The organism is Veillonella sp. S13053-19, assembly GCF_002959835.1.
Taxonomy (GTDB): Bacteria; Bacillota; Negativicutes; order Veillonellales; family Veillonellaceae; genus Veillonella; species Veillonella rogosae.
Window position 1 is genome coordinate 86,712 of sequence record NZ_PPDA01000015.1, and the last position, 16,604, is coordinate 103,315.

A 16,604-nucleotide genomic window follows, 5' to 3' on the forward strand; every position below is an offset into this window, starting at 1 on the left:
TATCCCTCCTTTTTATTACATTGGCGGGCTTCACTTGTAAAAGTGAAACCTCGCCTACTATTATACTTGAATCAAAGGTACATAGTCATTAACTTTTTATGCATTATGAATTTTTTCTATAACAGGTAGAAATATAATTATAAAATTATATGCCTATTGTAATATAGATGTTAATTCATCACCACCAGCTTTTAATGCTTGCATCAATTTAGCTGGTTCCTTACCGCCTGCTTGAGCCATATCTGGACGACCGCCGCCATTACCACCAGCTACTTGAGCCGCAGCTTTTACGATGTTACCAGCTTTTGCACCTTTAGCAACAACGTCTTTAGATACTTTACATACAAAGTTAACTTTATCGTCACCCATAGCAGCACCTACGAGGACTACGCCAGAGCCATTTAATTGATCAAGGCCCATATCCGCTAAGTCACGTAATTCATCGATAGAGGATGCTTTTACAGCAGCCGCTACAAATGCAACATCGCCAATCATGACTTTACCAGCAATGATATCCGCAGCACCTGCAGCAGAAACTTCTTTACGAATTTGTTCTAATTCTTTAGCAGTTTCTTTAGCTTCTGCCAACACTTGATGTAGACGTTCTTCTACTTGAGGTGCTTTAGTTTTAAGCTCGCCCGCCATGCGTTCGATGGTCAAACGATCTTGTTTAGCTGCATCGAGAGCTGCACGACCAGTAATAGCTTCAATACGACGTACGCCGGAACCGATACCAGCTTCAGAAGTTAAACGGAAGGAGCCTACGAAGGCAGTATTGCCTACGTGAGAACCGCCGCATAGTTCAACGGAGAAGCCTGGAACCTCTACAACGCGAACTACGTCGCCATATTTATCACCAAAGAGTGCCATCGCACCTTTTTCTTTTGCTTCGTCCATGGACATTTCAGCAATAGCAAGATCAGTAGCTTTAAGTACCTCTTCATTTACAAGGGCTTCGATTTGATCAAGTTCCTCTTGTGTTACAGGAGAGAAATGAGTGAAGTCGAAACGCAAGTAATCTGGCGTTACTAAAGAGCCAGCTTGGTTAACATGGTCGCCTAAAATTTGTTTCAAAGCCGCATGTAACAAGTGAGTTGCTGTATGGTTACGAGCCATTGCAGATCGACGGTTTGTATCTACTTCAAGAGCTACATCATCCCCTTCAGAGATGGAGCCTTCTACAACAGTACCGATATGGTATACTGTGCCTTCAGGTAAGCGTTTTGTGTTATGAACCTCTACTTTACCCATTGGGCCCACGATGAAGCCTGTATCGCCTAATTGACCGCCCCCTTCTGCATGGAATGGAGTTGTGCGTACGATAATCGTAATTTCATCACCGTCAGCAGCTGTTTGTAAACGCTCAGCACCTTTACCTACCATCAATACAGAAGATGCTTTAACAGACTCATCTTCAAGAAGTTCTTCGTCTTTCAAGAAAGTAATGTCTGGTGTTGCTACCTTCGCATCTTCTTTAACACGAGCTTCACGAGCGCGTTCACGTTGCTCTTTCATAGCAGCTTCGAAGCCCTCATGATCGATTGTAAAACCACGTTCAGATGCGATTTCCTCTGTTAATTCCCAAGGGAATCCATAAGTATCATATAATTTGAATACTTCAGAACCAGGAACTACAGTTGCTTTTTCAGCAGCCAATGTGTCGATCAAGGAGTTCAATAACTCAAGACCTTGTTCCAATGTTTGGTTAAAGCGTTCTTCTTCGTTTTGAACTACCCGTTTAACGAAGTCTTTCTTCTCAGAAATGGATTTAATACCAGGGCCAAGAATATCTACTACTACATCAACTAGCGGTGTTAAGAAGATACCCTCAATACCTAATAATCGACCATGACGTACAGCACGGCGCAAAATGCGACGCAATACATAACCGCGACCTTCGTTGGATGGCAATACACCATCGGAAATCAATGCCGTTACAGCACGAGCGTGGTCAGCAATAACTTTCAAAGATACATCGGTATTAGGATTATCGTTATAAGTAACACCAGCACGTTTTGCAGTAGCTTCGATAATTGGATAAATCAAATCTGTTTCGAAGTTAGTTCTGCAACCTTGCAATACAGAAGCCAATCGCTCAAGACCAGCGCCTGTATCGATGTTTTTATGTTGTAATGGCTCATAGGAACCATCTGGCATTTTATTAAATTGAGTAAATACAAGGTTCCAGATTTCAAGGTAGCGATCGCAATCACAGCCTGGTGCACAGTTAGGATCATCACAACCATGTTCAGGACCTTGGTCAAAGAAGATTTCGCTATCTGGACCACATGGGCCTTCACCGATTTCCCAGAAGTTGTCTTCTAAGCGAGAAATGTGGCTTTCTTCTACTCCACACTCTTTATGCCAAGTATCATATGCCTCTTGGTCATCTGGATATACAGTAACGTATAATCTATTTTTATCGAGTTTAATAACCTCAGTTAAGAACTCCCATGCCCAATGGATAGCTTCTTTTTTGAAGTAATCACCAAAAGAGAAGTTACCAAGCATTTCAAAGAATGTATGGTGACGCGCTGTGCGGCCTACGTTCTCAAGGTCACCTGTACGCATACATGTTTGGCTTGTTGTAATACGATGACAAGGAGGTACCAGTTTACCTGTAAAGAAAGGCTTTAATGGCGCCATACCTGCCCCGATCAATAATAAAGATGGATCATTTTCTGGTATAAGAGAAAAAGTATCTAATTTTAAATGTCCTTTACTTTCAAAAAACTGCAAATATGCTTGACGCAGCTCATTACCCTTCATGTGTATATTCCTCCTAAAATTATTTACTCTTCATTATATCGTAAAAACGACATAAAATCTATTAAAAACATTGAGATTATGCGGAATTTACCGACTTTCACAATAGCAAATACAAGGATAAAATTCAATATTTCTAGAAATGAGAAAAAGAGGTTATACAAATCAACAGAACTTAATTGATTCGTATAGCCTCTTTTATAGCTAGTTATTAAATTAGCGCACAACGCGTTTCGCGCCGATGTAGCGTTCGCCCCAATATCCTGTATCAAGGTCTGCTACTGCAACACCACGACTGGAAGTGGCGCTGATGAACTTGCCATCACCAATATAGATACCGGAATGAGATGGACCTGGCTCATATGTTTCGAAGAATACCAAATCCCCTGCTTTCAAGTTCGCACGAGAAACCTCAACACCTACGTTATATTGTTCGTCCGCCAAACGAGGTAAGGAAATACCTTGTTTTTCGAATACATATTTAACGTAACCAGAGCAGTCGAAACCACTTGGAGTCGTACCGCCAAATACATATGGTACACCACGGTATTTGTCAGCTTCTGCCAAGATAGCGTGAATGCTGCTAGGTGTTTCATTTTTCGCAATATTGTTTAGTTTAACGTTTTTGCCATTAATGGATTGACCAGCAATACGACGAGATGTCGCATTATTGTTTGTGAAAGCGGATTTCGTTGCTACTGCTTTAGTCGCTGCATTTTGAGTCAATACTGCCTTCGTAGAACGAGGAGCACCCATCAATGCGTTATACGTAGCAGGACCTACGATACCGTCCACTGGAAGGCCACGATCTTGTTGGAACAGACGAACTGCCCATTTCGTTTCCTTACCATATACACCATTTTTGTCTGTAGCATTATAACCGTGCTTAATTAGTTGTTGTTGAACCGCTGTAACACTTTTGCCCTTATCACCATATTGTAATGTTGTTGCGCCAACCATGGCTGTTGTGGCACACACAAAAGTTAATGTTAATGCCGTTATTTTAACCTTACTATATTTTGACTTCATATGCTTCCTTTCCAACCTTTTAAAGTAAGTTATTTATTCAAAATATACTAACCGTCTATTTATTTGCATCTACAAATACAGCTAGTCTTCTTTGCGTTTGTGAGTATAAGTCTCTGCTGCCATAAATACATCTGCACTACTAGGTCCGAGTAACGGAGCCTCTTCATGCTCTTCAAAATTTATAGCTGACTTAACCCAATACAAAGGCCGTTGCTTCACCTCTTCAAAAATACGACCTACATACTCGCCAATAATTCCCAGTCCGACGAGTTGAATCCCTCCAATAAACAAAATGGATACGCCTAACGTAGTCCACCCATTCAAGGCTTGTCCTGTAATGTATACATACAACAGATGTAAGATAAGCAAGAAGCTCATACCACCACAGAGTACACCTACATATAAAGCGGCCCGTAAAGGAACCCTTGAAAAGGCTGTTACCCCATCGAGAGCAAATCGAATCATTTTGCGTACACTAAACTTTGAAACCCCTGCAAATCGAGGTGGAGCTACAAAGTGCAACTCAGCTTGTCTATACCCTAAGGCTCCAACAATACCGCGCAAGAAACGACCATGTTCTCTAAACCGTTTCAACGTGCCTAATGCTTTACTATTCATGAGGCGGAAATCAGATCCACCTTCCACAATAGGAACATCAGCCATCTTGTTCATTAGCTTGTAATAATACTTAGACGTGAAAGATTTAGCCCAACTAGCGTCCTCAGTTGAATCTCGAATGGTGCGCACCACATCGTACCCCGATTCCCATAACCGAACGAGTTCAGGAATCAATGCCGGTGGATGCTGCATATCACCGTCCATTGTAATAACTGCATCGCCATGAGCATAATCAAGACCACACGTAAGTGCTGTCTGATGCCCAAAATTACGAGCAAGCAATAGCACTTTTACATGTTTATCGTTGTATGCAATTTCACGTAATATCATAGCTGACGAATCACTAGATCCATCATCTACGTAGATTAGTTCATAATCGTACGTGAGACCTGACATAACATCAGTGATGGCTTCATAGAAAATTGCTATGTTTTCCTCTTCGTTATATACAGGTACTACAATAGAAAGTAACATAAATCCTCCAAAGTATTTTACTCACATATTTTATGTTAATTAGTAAATTAAGGCAAATTATTAAGGTTAACAATAGACAAAATTCTACTTATAAACCCAGTAATTAAGCTATTCTTTAAGAAATTACTAAAAACATGCTTCATTTAGCTTATATATAAGTATAGCAAATTAATAACACATATATTTATTTAAAATTTTACTCAATACAGCTAATTATAAAATAATTTTATTTCTCCACTAAATTAAGGAATAATGATTATTTCTACTTTTATAAAGTATTAATCAAAATATCCGATGTATTTTTGTTATTAAACGCATCAAAACACCCTTATTTCATTTTATATTCATATAAAATTTAGTTATTTTATTAATTTAGCCCCACTATTATGAATTAAAATTTTTATTCCACAAAACTCTCTTAAAAGAAAAGAGGCTTTATATAATAATACAATTTCATAACTTTTACAATGATACATGTTTCACTTATACAAAAATACATGTTTCACTTATATAAAAAGGCCACAAATGAAAAGGAGGCCCAACATAAAATGGATCCCCAAATCATGTTTAATTTGGGAATCCACTTCAAAGGTCCTTTTCTGTTATAGTCCTGCAGCATCAATCCAGGATTGTAAATCCTCTTCTGCCATTTCCATATCTTCTTCGTACGCACCAGCAACAACAGGATATTTTGCTACCTCTACAGTGTGCAAAATTGAGTCATCGCGACCATTTTTAAAGGTACCAATCCAAATCCCTGAGAATTGAGATTCATACCACTCTACAGGTTGATCAGTTTCATTAAAACTAATTGTAATATGACCACGTCCAAGGGTTTCTAATACTTCCACTTGTTCTTCCTCTGTAAGGCCTGTTTTTTCAATATAAATAGAATAGGTTTCACCAGTCTCACGTAAGTTTTTAAGAGCTAAACGCAATTCATTTAATACAGCCCTTACATTGTTGTAATTTTCAATCATATATACTCCTATAATTTCGGTTCTACTTGTACGCCCCATTGTCGAAGTACATTAAGGACACGGTCTTTTACCTCTGGTAAGGCCCGTTGAACAACCTCGCTTAGTTCAAAACCAATCTCAAGGGATTCTGGCTCTACACCAATGACTACAGCATCCTCTAGAGGCTCCTCTTGAATGGCGCGGATACGTAAAATATCTTGCATACCTACTTCATGCACAGAAATATGCTCAGTAAAATATTGCTCTAACTCTTTATGAAGGAACTCATAAACTGTTCCAGGCGGTTCCCCTCCATTAATTGCATCTACGAGAAGGATTTTCTTCATACCTCTCATATAGGTCAGTAATTCCATCCCCATAGTGCCACCATCTATAATGGTAATGGCAGGTGTAAAAGTAAAAGACTCTTTTAAGTCTTTTACAACATGTACTCCAAGCCCTTCATCGGTAAGTAATATATTCCCTACTCCAAGCAGAACAATTTCATTATTTCCATCATCATAAAGGCTACTTAAATCAATACGCGGACCCTCAGAGTCCGCGTATTGTTCCAAGCCACTGATGAAGTCAGTACTTGTATCAGTCATCATTCTTTAATTCTCTTTCTTTTGGATCGTCAGGATTGCTTGGACGATACGTAGTGAAGGATGGTTTATCAATACGTTCACCACGACGGCGTTTACCATTGAGGTCCTCAATATCAATTGGATCGTGAGCATAGTATTTCATACCAGAAACCATAGCTGATACCTCTCCAGATTCTTCCATAACGTCTTCTCGGAATGCCATGTACACATGCACAATTGTGAAGAACAAGAAGCCCCAAGCAATGTAGTGATGGATTATATGAATATTATATTCCCCACCAAATAGGCCAACTAAAGGAGACAAAAGAGTGCCTAAGAAGCCATTCGGATCGATCATAGCGTACATGGTAGCACCTGTAACGATTTCAAAGAAGAACATAATATATACCATCAAATAGGCCGTTCTCGCCAAAGAGTTACGAATCCAATGATGTTCATGTTTTTGAGGAATCATCAAATAGTGCAATGTAGTTTCTTTAAGACCATACCAATATCGTTTTTGGCTGAATTTAGGTAATAATCTATCACCACGATTAAAGAAACCTGCAGCAATACGGAAAATAAAGGAGAATGTTAAAATTGCCCCTGCACCGAAATGAATTCGGCGCATAGTCTCCATAGAAAACCAACCATCAATTGCAAAGGTTGGCTCCGGATTACCTGTTATGGCAGCAAAACCTGGGTCACCAATATATAGACCCGTCCAGAATAAAGCTGTTACGCTAAGTACCATAGTCCAGTGGAAGATGCGCAGCCATAAACTAAATACGACATACGCCTTTTTGTCAGTATGTATTAACATAAGTCCACCACCCTTTATTTACACAATGCATCAGTATTGACGGAAACGATTTTTTCGCCTTTTTTATTGTATAAATGGGTTGCACAGGCAAGACATGGGTCGAAGGAGTGAATAACCTTCAAAATCTCAAGTGGTTTATCTGCAATTTTTACTTTTGTATCAATCATGGAATCTTCGTATGCACCATGTTCATTAGCTGCAGTCTTAGGACATGCATTCCATGTGGACGGTACGATACATTGATAGTTTGCAGAGCGACCATCTTTGATGTGGATCCAGTGACCCAAACCACCACGAGGCGCATCTACAAGGCCAACGCCTTTTGCATCTTTTTCCCATGTATTTGGTTCAAACTTAGTCATATCTGCTACTGCAGTATCACCATTTTTGATATTGGATACAAGTTTATTAAAGAAGTATTGGCTAATATTTGCTGCTACTTGTGCATCAAGACCACGACATGCTGTACGACCTACCATAGTTGTCATCCATACATGTGCAGGTACACCCAATACTTGGGACACTGTATCGATTTGACGAACAATCATAGCTTCTGCCCAAGTAGGTTCTTTAATAATACCTTGTTTTACTTTTGTATATACAACGATATATTTTGCTAATGGACCCACCTCTGCAGTTTTACCTTTGAAAGTTGGGGATTTAATCCAAGAGTATTTTTTATCTTCGTCAAGATACTCCCATTTCTCTTTAGTACCAGATTTAGGACCTGTGAATTTAGGATCTGTAACACCATCAATAGGATGAAGTGTTTTCGTACCATCTGGATATGTGAACCAAGAGTGGTCAACCTCTTCACTAAGGTATTGAGGATCCATGAAATCCTTACCTTCCAGTGGGATAAATGTAGCTTTATCTACGCCTAATGCAAAGTTTTCTACTACACCATTAGAACGAACAATACATTTTTTATGGTAGTCACCATCAGAAGTACCTGTATAAGTATCGTCAGGATAGTCACCATAAGACATAACGCGTTTTTTCGCAAGACCACCGCCATCAATCATGCCTTTTTCTACGTACATTTTGCCGATAGCTAAAAGATCGGGTACATAGAAGTTATCTACCAAGTCTTTAGCCAATGCAATAGATTGTTCCACTGCAGCAAGACGTTGCGTATTGATAGGCGCATTCATATCATTCATGGAGATAGCGCATGGCATACCACCAATGATGTAATGTGGATGAGGGTTTTTACCACCAAATACAACATGAGGAATTACGATATCACGTTGACGGTCAAGAATATTCAAATAATGGGATACAGCCATCAAATGAACCTCAGGTGGTAATAAATTATAATCTGGATGATCCCACCATTGAGCAGAGAAAATACCTAATTGGCCAGATTCAACAATTTTCTTAACCTTTTGTTGTACTGCTGTAAAATACGCAGTAGTTGCTTTAGGGAACTCCTTAGGATATGCAGAATCTTTAGATGCTGTTTCTGCCGGAGCTAAACCACTAATATTATAAGTAGCTAATACGTCATTTTGTAATTGCGCTGTTTTAGCTGGATCTGCACTAAGAGCCGCTACAGGGCTAACCCAGTCAAGAGCATGTAAGTGATAGAAATGCACGATATGGTCATGTACATCTAAACAGCTATGCATAATATTGCGGATATAGTTCGCATTCTTAGGAATCGTAATACCTAATGCATCCTCTACAGCACGTAAAGATGCTAAAGCATGTGTTGTTGTACATACGCCACAAATACGTTGTACAAAGGCCCATAAGTCACGAGGGTCACGGTTTTTTGCAACGAGCTCGATACCACGCCAAGCAGTACCAGAAGACAATGCGTCCTCTACCTTACCACTTGCTTCATCAACTTTTATTTCTACCCGTAAATGACCTTCAATACGGGAAATCGGATCTACTACTACGCGTTTCATTAGTGACCTCCTCCATTATTATGCTTCATTTCATCCCATAAACCTTGTTCTTTCAAGCGTTTTTCCTCTTGAATATCAAGATATTTATTGCGAATAAGGGTTGCAGCACCATGAGCAATAACCGCTGTAGTAGCGCCAACAGCAGCTACAGTACCAATTGTATCAGCAGTTGTAATGGTATTCGCTAATGGAATGTCAGGTAAGCGTTTATAGAATACGTCATTATCCCAGAAGCCCTTTTCAGAGCAACCAATACAGCCGTGACCGGATTGAATTGGATAGGACAAACCATTCCACCAACGCAAGTTACCACAAGAATTATATGTTTGAGGTCCACGACAACCTACTTTGTACAAGCACCAACCAGATTTGGATGCATCATCGTCAAATTTTTCAACGAATAGACCAGAGTCAAAGAAGGCACGACGGTAGCAAGTATCGTGAATACGATTGCCATAAAATTGTTTAGGACGACCTTGTGCATCAAGAGGTGGAATTTGACCGAACAATGCATAGTGCATTACTACACCAGTCATAACCTCTGGAATCGGAGGACAGCCAGGAACTTTAATAATTGGTTTACCAGATACAACAGAAGATACAGATACTGTGTTTGTTGGATTTGGTTTAGCCGCTTGGATACCACCCCAAGAAGCACAAGAACCATATTCGATGATCGCTGCAGCCCCTTTAGCCGCTTCTAACAAGGATTGTTTAAATGTACGACCACCTACAGTGCAGTAAACACCATCTTCGTCAAGTGGCACGCCACCTTCAACCGCCAAGATATATTTACCAGCTTTTTCTTTGATGATTTTTTCTAGATGTTCCTCTAACGGTGCACCAGAGGCAGCAGATAAAGTATCATCATATTCAAGAGAAATCATGTTCAAAATAACATCAGAGGTAAATGGAGAGGATGAACGGATAAAAGATTCACTACAACCAGTACATTCATGACCATGTAACCAAATTACCGTAGGCAATTCAGTTGTTTCAGCAGCCTTAACAACGGTGTCTAACATCGTTGGTGGTAGACCTAAAATGGCGGTGAGTGCTACACAGGATTTCATAAATGTGCGTCGACTCAAACGGCGCTCTTGGAAGAGTGTCCATAGACTGTTTACACGATTCTTCACGGAATATAGCCTCCTTACAACAACTTTGCGCAATATATGTATATTACTTAATAAACTACAACGATATGATAGAATCATTTTTATAAGCTTAATTTATCAGACGATAAAGTTAAAAATACATGATAACAATCACATTCTTATTACTTTATTATAACACTTTATAAAACTAATAACTATAGAATTTAAGCAAAAAAGCTGTATATAAGAGGTAATTTCTCTTATATACAGCTCTGTATGCTATGTTTTTGTAATTTTTAACAGTTATTAGCCTGTTACATGATTTCCTTAATTAGGGCCTCAAGCACGTCAGCTTTTTTGTAACCTACAAGGGAATCAAGCATTTTGCCATCACGGAAGAATACCATGGATGGAATGCCATCGATGTCTTCTTTCAACAAAACGCCACGAAGATTTTTATCTTCTGCATCAACACTGAAGAATTCTACTTGCCCTTCGAAGCGTTCTGCTACTGCTTCTACCTCTGGACGCATAACAGTGCAAGGTTCGCACCAAGCAGCCCAAAAATCAACAATAGCTAAACCTTTAGAGCCAAGTACTTTTTCATCAAATTCTTGTACACTAGTAATCGCTGTAATTGCCATGAAGTTCTCCTAACAAAGATCTACAATCTTATATACTACTATAAATTATATCTTAAATATGGAAGCAAGCAATCAATAAGCCGAGTTCTGTTCCGCTTGCGCGGTGACGATTATCTTTCTAGGCGTACAGTCGCCTGCACGCTCGAGCGACACAACCCGGAAGGTAGGCGGGACCACCCTTAACCCTTCCCTATTCGGTCTTGCTCCGGATGGGGTTTACCGAGCCAGCCTGTTACCAGACTGCTGGTGAGCTCTTACCTCACCTTTCCACCCTTACCACTGACGTGGCGGTTTCCTTTTCTATGGCACTTTCCCTAAGGTTACCCTCGCCAGACGTTATCTGGCATCCTGCCCTATGGAGCTCGGACTTTCCTCGAGTCCTATGGACTCGCAACCGTCTTTCATACTTGCTTCAATTCAGTTTATCATAGCTAAGCTATTTGTTGCAAGAAAATGCAATATTATAAAAAGAAGAAATCATTCTGCTCTGTGAAAGCTTGAACAGGAATAGAAAGACCTGTTCCGAGCAAATAGTCCCGCAAACCATCAGCTACAATAGATTCTGTACCAAAATGCCCTGCATCAACTACAAGGAGTCCTAACTCCTTAGCCATTTGGGCCTCATGATACTTCACATCACCTGTAATATATGCATCCACATGCAATCGAGCCGCATCTTTAATAAATTCAGCACCAGCTCCGGAGCATAACGCAATAGATTGAATCTCCTTAGGTCCAATACCTGCTAAGCGAATATTTGCCAATGGTAAAGCTTCTTGTACCCATTCACGGAAGGTATCCAAATTTAATGCATTTGGCAAGCGGCCAACTCTACCTAAATACTGAGTAGATGCTGTAGGAGATACTAAGGACACCACTTCATAAGCCACTTCTTCATAAGGATGTGCTGCTTTCATAGACTCAATCACTTGGCTTAAATGAGTACCATCAACGATAACATTCACTTGTACCTCAGGTGCTACCGTTAAAGCACCTGCTTCACCGATGACAGGATGAGACGCTTCATTACCGATGAAGCGACCTTCACCGTGAAGACTAAAGCTACAGTACTCATAGTTGCCAATTTTTCCTGCCCCTGCGGCCCCCATAGCATGACGAACCACATCAGCAGAGCTTTCAGGTACAAAGGTAGTCACCTTATATAGCACTTCTTCACCAGTTTTAACAAAACCTTTTATGTCAATAAGACCTAATTGATTTGCCAACATATCATTAAGACCACCTGGTGCGATATCGAGATTTGTATGAGCACTATAAACGGCAATCTTATGCTGAATCAACTGATTAATCATACGACCTTGCACCGTATCGCATGATAACTGTTTTAAACCTTTAAAGATTAATGGGTGGTGGCTAATAATCATATTGTAGTTATGCTCAATAGCATAGGCTATAGCTTCCGCTGTAACATCTAAGGTCGTTAATACACCTGTAACCACTGTATTACGATCACCTACCATAAGACCTACATTATCCCATGATTCAGCATAGGAACGCGGTGCTAATTGTTCCATCAATGAAATAACATGTTGAACCGTTGTCATATAACTCACTTCCTTTTATCTATTTTCTAAAAGACTACAAAGAAATGCCACTTCAGCATCTAGTTCCTTATATTTATCGGTATGACTCAATTTATCAGTCATACCATCTAGTGCACATTGGCGTTGGTAAATCAAATAGTCAATGTATTTCTTCCAAAGAGGTGGACGTTCCTGTTCAAGAAGAGCCCCCACAGACCACAATAAGGATTCTTCAGGCAATGCGGCATACACATTTTCTTGAATTGGTGTACCAGTATACTTTTCTACACAATCTTCGCGAATCGCTAAAAATGCAGTATATAATTTACCTGCATCTTCAACGATAATTTCAAGAACGATAACATAGCCTTTTTGCACCATATACTGACGCAATTCTTTTTGCCCATTTTGTGGTTGTAACACGTAGAACTCTAATGCTTCAGGTCCTGCATCTACAATATCGCGCATCAAAAAGCCGCCCATACCACAGCAGATGGCACCATTTAGCTCGCCTTTCTGCGTTACCTTTAGACCATCCCCAAAACGGCAATCTACCTTAGACTCAAGCCCACGGGACTTAACATATTCTTTTGCTGACTCTAACGGTCCTTTATGCACATCCCCAGCGATGACAAATTCAGCACGACCACGATTAATGAGTTCTACCGCTAAGTAGCCATGATCAGTACCGATATCTGCAATAGCATGAGCCTTTGGCACGATTGAAAACACCGCTTCCAAGCGGTCCATCATAGGTCTAGGTTCCATAATATCCTCTACTATTAGTATATAAAAATAACCGCCCTTGAATTCTCAAGGACGGTAGATATCAACATAATTGGTGGGCCCACCTGGGTTCGAACCAGGGACCGACCGGTTATGAGCCGGTTGCTCTACCCCTGAGCTATAGGCCCACAGTTAGTTTCTAGCTTATTAATTATACCGAATAGGCTAGTACTAAGTCAAGGTACACCGCATTTCTATAACTGTTTCATAAGCATAAAACGATGAATCATATCTTTATTTTAACACAAAAGGGCTGTAACACAGTGTTAAAGAACACTGCATTACAACCCTTACGAGATTCTTTATCTTATAAGAAGTCTTTGATTTTATCGCGTTTACCGCGATTACGCAATTTAGTAAGCGCCTTACCTTCGATTTGGCGGATACGTTCACGAGTAACATTGAAGTGTTGACCCACTTCTTCTAATGTACGAGGTTTACCATCCTTCAAACCAAAGCGCAAGATCAATACTTGTTGCTCACGATCCGTTAAGCATGTAAATACATCTTCAATTTGCTCTTGCAACAAGATGTAACTAGCTGCATCATCTGGAGCAATTGCATCTTGGTCTTCGATGAAGTCCCCTAAATGGGAATCTTCTTCTTCACCAATTGGAGTTTCCAAGGATACTGGCTCTTGTGCGATTTTTTGAATTTCACGCACGCGCTCTACAGTAATCCCCATGCCTTCCGCAATTTCCTCTGGCAATGGTTCGCGACCTTTATCTTGCAATAACTGACGAGAAATACGAATCAATTTATTAATTGTTTCTACCATATGTACAGGAATACGAATCGTACGAGCTTGGTCCGCAATAGCACGCGTAATCGCTTGACGAATCCACCATGTAGCATATGTGGAGAATTTGTAACCTTTTGTATAGTCGAATTTATCAACCGCTTTAATCAGACCAAGGTTACCTTCTTGAATCAAATCCAAGAATAACATACCACGACCTACATAGCGTTTTGCGATACTTACAACTAAGCGCAAGTTAGCATCTACCAATTTTTTCTTAGCCTTTTTGGCAAGTTGAATATCTTTATATGTAGCATCTTCTGCTGCGCCAGCTTCAATTTGCTTTGCTAAAACGATTTCTTCGTCCGCAGAAAGCAAAGGAACACGACCAATCTCTTTGAGGTACATACGCACTGGGTCATCGATATTAACACCAGAGTCTACGCTTAAGTCGATGGAGATACTCTTCTCGCTAACAACCTCTTCAGCATCTTCTTCTGGTACGATTGGATTTTCATCTACATCTTCTGCATCGATGTCAGCTATAACCTCAATATTTAATTTACCTAAAGTGGTATAAATGTCATCTAATTGTTCTGCAGTGATTTCCGCCTGCTCATGAAGAGCATCTGAAATCTCGGATTGTGTCAACACACCGGTCTTACGGCCTTTTTCAAGAAGTTGTTCCACAATCTCCTCTATTTGACTTTTTTGTACTTTCTTAGCCACAGCGCTCTCCTTTTTATAGTATTGTTTACTTAGACCATTCTCTAATTAAATTCTGTATTTCCTGACATTTATGTAATTCGCTAATAAACGTCGAATCTCCTGCCCGTTTTAGTTGATCCGCCATAATTGAATGCGCTTTATACTGTTCACGCAATGAATGGAGCCTTATCTTGCGGATTAATCCAGGCACTTGCACCTTATATTCATCGTCACTCATCACAACCAATCTAGAGTAAATATCATACTCTGACGGCGTTAAAACAGACTGAATTGCTGTTTCATCCAGATGACCTTCAGTCTTGTATAAGGAGAAAATCTTTTCTATTATACATCGATATTCACTTTTTTGAAAGTCTTCTATCGGCAAATAGCTCATCATATGAGATAATATTTCCCCATCAGTGAAAGCTAAGGACAATAATTTTTCCGCATCCCCCTTAGGTAAATCCTGTGTTGGCAAAGGTGCTGATGCAGTATCTACTAATTCAATTTGTCCTTTTTTCACATAATCTCGGAAGTATCTAAATATGCTACTATTATCAAGCCATAGTGGCAGTGCCAATGTTTTTAATGCGTCATCTCGCTGTGTTTGACTATCTATATTTGCAATATATGGGAACACATCAGCCATAACGGCTTGTTTTCCTTCAGTATCGTTTGTATCGTGCTTAATTAAAGACTCACTCAATAAATAGTCAAGAGGCTTCACAGCCTTTGCAACTAAGTCTTTAAATGCCTGCCCACCATGATTACGTATATAATCATCAGGATCTTTTCCATCTGGCATGGCGAGAACACGCACCTTAAAGTCTGTATTTTGTAATAATTCAATGGCCCTAGCAGCCGCTTGGCGTCCAGCACCATCCATATCATAGGCTAGTACAATTTCATCAGCCTGTCTCATCAAGATATGACCATGATCTCTTGTATAAGCAGTCCCTAAAGAGGCGACCACATTCGTAACGCCATGGTTATGGGCTGATATAACATCCATATACCCTTCTACGAGAATGGCTTGTCTCTCCTGACGAATCGATTTGTACGCCTTATCAAAAGCAAATAGTATTTTACCCTTTTCGAAGATAGATGACTCTGGGGAGTTTAAATATTTTGGTGTACTGTCATCCATGACACGACCACCGAACGCAACTACTCGCCCTTTACCATCCATGATAGGAAACATAATACGATTTCTAAAGAAATCATAGAATTGTCCCTTCTGGTTTTTACGTACCAAATTCAACTCTAATAAAATTGAATCATCAATACCGCGCTCATGGAAGGCACGATATAACTTGTCCCAACCATCAGGGGCAAATCCAAGCTTGAACTGTTCTATGGTTTCCTTCGTAAGTCCCCGCTTCTTCAAATAATCGAGCCCCACCTTTCCCATAGAGGTTTGCGTGAGACAGTTATGGAAAAATGTGGCTGCTAAATCACAAGCTTCATATAGTTTTTTACGCCTTTCATCTCGAGCTCGCTGCTCAGGTGAAAGCTTCGCCTCTGGCAATGGAATATTAGCTCGGTTGGCTAGCCGTTCTAGTACCTCTACAAAGGTTAAATGTTCTAACTCCATAAGAAATTTAATAACATTTCCCGATGCATGGCAACCAAAGCAATAATAAAAACCCTTTTCAGGGGCAACGCTAAAGGATGGCGTTTTTTCATTATGGAAAGGACAACAACCCCAATAGTTCTTGCCGCGTTTCTTTAAGGCTATATGCTCGGATATAACTGATACAATATCATTAGCATCTTTGATTTGTTCAATCAATTCATTTTCAAAATATCGACTCATAGCCAACGCCTCCTTCCCCATATATATATTAATTCGATATACAAATAAAAAATCCTCTATTTGTAAAAGATTTTAATCAGTTAAATTATTAAAAT

The 16,604-nt window shown here is 39.9% G+C and carries 13 protein-coding genes, 1 tRNA gene and 1 other RNA gene; all 15 read right to left on the minus strand.

All coding sequences use genetic code 11. From position 1 onward, the window contains the following. Positions 1–153: 153 nt before the first annotated feature. On the minus strand, positions 154–2,769 hold the full coding sequence (gene alaS / locus VEHSUH06_RS09785; RefSeq protein ID WP_105098740.1) for an alanine--tRNA ligase: 2,616 nt from the start codon (positions 2,767–2,769) through the stop codon (positions 154–156). A gap of 213 nt (positions 2,770–2,982) precedes the next feature. Next, positions 2,983–3,795 carry a C40 family peptidase gene (locus tag VEHSUH06_RS09790; protein ID WP_009351205.1) on the minus strand — a complete coding sequence of 271 codons (813 nt, stop codon included), beginning with the start codon at positions 3,793–3,795 and terminating at the stop codon, positions 2,983–2,985. An 81-nt stretch (positions 3,796–3,876) separates the two neighbouring features. Beyond that, complete coding sequence (locus VEHSUH06_RS09795; protein ID WP_105098741.1) at positions 3,877–4,887, minus strand: glycosyltransferase family 2 protein; 1,011 nt, start codon at positions 4,885–4,887, stop codon at positions 3,877–3,879. 602 nt (positions 4,888–5,489) lie between these two features. Continuing rightward, positions 5,490–5,867, minus strand: coding sequence for a hydrogenase expression/formation C-terminal domain-containing protein (locus VEHSUH06_RS09800; RefSeq protein ID WP_009351019.1), 378 nt, complete (start codon positions 5,865–5,867; stop codon positions 5,490–5,492). 8 nt (positions 5,868–5,875) lie between these two features. Beyond that, entirely contained in the window at positions 5,876–6,454 is a 579-nt protein-coding gene (locus VEHSUH06_RS09805; RefSeq protein ID WP_105098848.1) for a HyaD/HybD family hydrogenase maturation endopeptidase, read from the minus strand. Next, on the minus strand, positions 6,447–7,256 hold the full coding sequence (gene cybH, locus VEHSUH06_RS09810) for a Ni/Fe-hydrogenase, b-type cytochrome subunit (protein WP_105081931.1): 810 nt from the start codon (positions 7,254–7,256) through the stop codon (positions 6,447–6,449). The genes VEHSUH06_RS09805 and cybH overlap by 8 nt, the downstream gene beginning before the upstream one ends. Positions 7,257–7,270: 14 nt before the next feature. Beyond that, on the minus strand, positions 7,271–9,172 hold the full coding sequence (locus VEHSUH06_RS09815) for a nickel-dependent hydrogenase large subunit (protein ID WP_105098742.1): 1,902 nt from the start codon (positions 9,170–9,172) through the stop codon (positions 7,271–7,273). After that, entirely contained in the window at positions 9,172–10,311 is a 1,140-nt protein-coding gene (locus tag VEHSUH06_RS09820) for a hydrogenase small subunit (RefSeq protein ID WP_054746796.1), read from the minus strand. The genes VEHSUH06_RS09815 and VEHSUH06_RS09820 overlap by 1 nt, the downstream gene beginning before the upstream one ends. 272 nt (positions 10,312–10,583) lie before the next feature. Beyond that, positions 10,584–10,913: a co-chaperone YbbN gene (locus tag VEHSUH06_RS09825; protein WP_054746797.1), complete on the minus strand. Its 330-nt coding sequence runs from the start codon at positions 10,911–10,913 to the stop codon at positions 10,584–10,586. A gap of 60 nt (positions 10,914–10,973) precedes the next feature. Beyond that, positions 10,974–11,324, minus strand: an RNA gene (gene rnpB, locus VEHSUH06_RS09830) — RNase P RNA component class A. 50 nt (positions 11,325–11,374) lie between these two features. Beyond that, entirely contained in the window at positions 11,375–12,478 is a 1,104-nt protein-coding gene (locus tag VEHSUH06_RS09835) for a Nif3-like dinuclear metal center hexameric protein (protein ID WP_105098743.1), read from the minus strand. 15 nt (positions 12,479–12,493) lie between these two features. Continuing rightward, entirely contained in the window at positions 12,494–13,225 is a 732-nt protein-coding gene (locus VEHSUH06_RS09840) for a class I SAM-dependent methyltransferase (protein ID WP_105098744.1), read from the minus strand. Positions 13,226–13,296: 71 nt separating this feature from the next. Beyond that, positions 13,297–13,371: transfer RNA gene (locus tag VEHSUH06_RS09845), tRNA-Ile, on the minus strand. 179 nt (positions 13,372–13,550) lie between these two features. Further along, complete coding sequence (rpoD, locus tag VEHSUH06_RS09850; RefSeq protein ID WP_105098745.1) at positions 13,551–14,711, minus strand: RNA polymerase sigma factor RpoD; 1,161 nt, start codon at positions 14,709–14,711, stop codon at positions 13,551–13,553. Between the two features lie 25 nt (positions 14,712–14,736). Then, the gene (gene dnaG, locus VEHSUH06_RS09855; RefSeq protein WP_105098746.1) at positions 14,737–16,509 is read right to left on the minus strand and encodes a DNA primase; all 1,773 of its coding nucleotides are present in this window, start codon (positions 16,507–16,509) and stop codon (positions 14,737–14,739) included. Positions 16,510–16,604 lie beyond the last annotated feature (95 nt).

What these genes read in the sequence shown, in the direction of transcription:
- VEHSUH06_RS09840 (WP_105098744.1), bottom strand. Translation starts at nt 13,225, where the DNA reads ATGGAACCTAGACCTATGATGGACCGCTTGGAAGCGGTGTTTTCAATC.
- alaS (WP_105098740.1), bottom strand. Translation starts at nt 2,769, where the DNA reads ATGAAGGGTAATGAGCTGCGTCAAGCATATTTGCAGTTTTTTGAAAGT.
- cybH (WP_105081931.1), bottom strand. Translation starts at nt 7,256, where the DNA reads ATGTTAATACATACTGACAAAAAGGCGTATGTCGTATTTAGTTTATGG.
- VEHSUH06_RS09835 (WP_105098743.1), bottom strand. Translation starts at nt 12,478, where the DNA reads ATGACAACGGTTCAACATGTTATTTCATTGATGGAACAATTAGCACCG.
- VEHSUH06_RS09805 (WP_105098848.1), bottom strand. Translation starts at nt 6,454, where the DNA reads ATGACTGATACAAGTACTGACTTCATCAGTGGCTTGGAACAATACGCG.
- VEHSUH06_RS09795 (WP_105098741.1), bottom strand. Translation starts at nt 4,887, where the DNA reads ATGTTACTTTCTATTGTAGTACCTGTATATAACGAAGAGGAAAACATA.
- VEHSUH06_RS09790 (WP_009351205.1), bottom strand. Translation starts at nt 3,795, where the DNA reads ATGAAGTCAAAATATAGTAAGGTTAAAATAACGGCATTAACATTAACT.
- VEHSUH06_RS09825 (WP_054746797.1), bottom strand. Translation starts at nt 10,913, where the DNA reads ATGGCAATTACAGCGATTACTAGTGTACAAGAATTTGATGAAAAAGTA.
- VEHSUH06_RS09800 (WP_009351019.1), bottom strand. Translation starts at nt 5,867, where the DNA reads ATGATTGAAAATTACAACAATGTAAGGGCTGTATTAAATGAATTGCGT.
- VEHSUH06_RS09815 (WP_105098742.1), bottom strand. Translation starts at nt 9,172, where the DNA reads ATGAAACGCGTAGTAGTAGATCCGATTTCCCGTATTGAAGGTCATTTA.
- dnaG (WP_105098746.1), bottom strand. Translation starts at nt 16,509, where the DNA reads ATGAGTCGATATTTTGAAAATGAATTGATTGAACAAATCAAAGATGCT.